Raw genomic sequence first — 465 nt, forward strand, 5'->3', positions numbered from 1 at the left:
CCTACAGGTGGCTGCAGTAGGGAATTTTCGGCAATGGGGGAAACCCTGACCGAGCAACGCCGCGTGAAGGAAGAAGTAATTCGTTATGTAAACTTCTGTCATAGAGGAAGAACGGTGCGTGTAGGGAATGACATGCAAGTGACGGTACTCTATAAGAAAGCCACGGCTAAATACGTGCCAGCAGCCGCGGTAATACGTATGGAGCAAGCGTTATCCGGATTTACTGGGTGTAAAGGGAGTGTAGGTGGCCATGCAAGTCAGAAGTGAAAATCCGGGGCTCAACCCCGGAACTGCTTTTGAAACTGTAAGGCTAGAGTGCAGGAGGGGTGAGTGGAATTCCTAGTGTAGCGGTGAAATGCGTAGATATTAGGAGGAACACCAGTGGCGAAGGCGGCTCACTGGCTCGGTACTGACGCTGAGGTGCGAAAGCGTGGGGAGCAAACAGGATTAGATACCCCGGTAGTC

1 rRNA gene is annotated in these 465 nt (G+C 52.0%); it reads left to right on the top strand.

The annotated features are described in order from the left end of the window. Positions 1 to 465: ribosomal RNA gene (locus AADR41_RS42390) — 16S ribosomal RNA — on the top strand; the annotation flags it as partial.

The sequence above is a fragment of the Streptomyces sp. CLV115 genome (assembly GCF_038448545.1).
Classification (GTDB): Bacteria; Actinomycetota; Actinomycetes; order Streptomycetales; family Streptomycetaceae; genus Streptomyces; species Streptomyces sanglieri.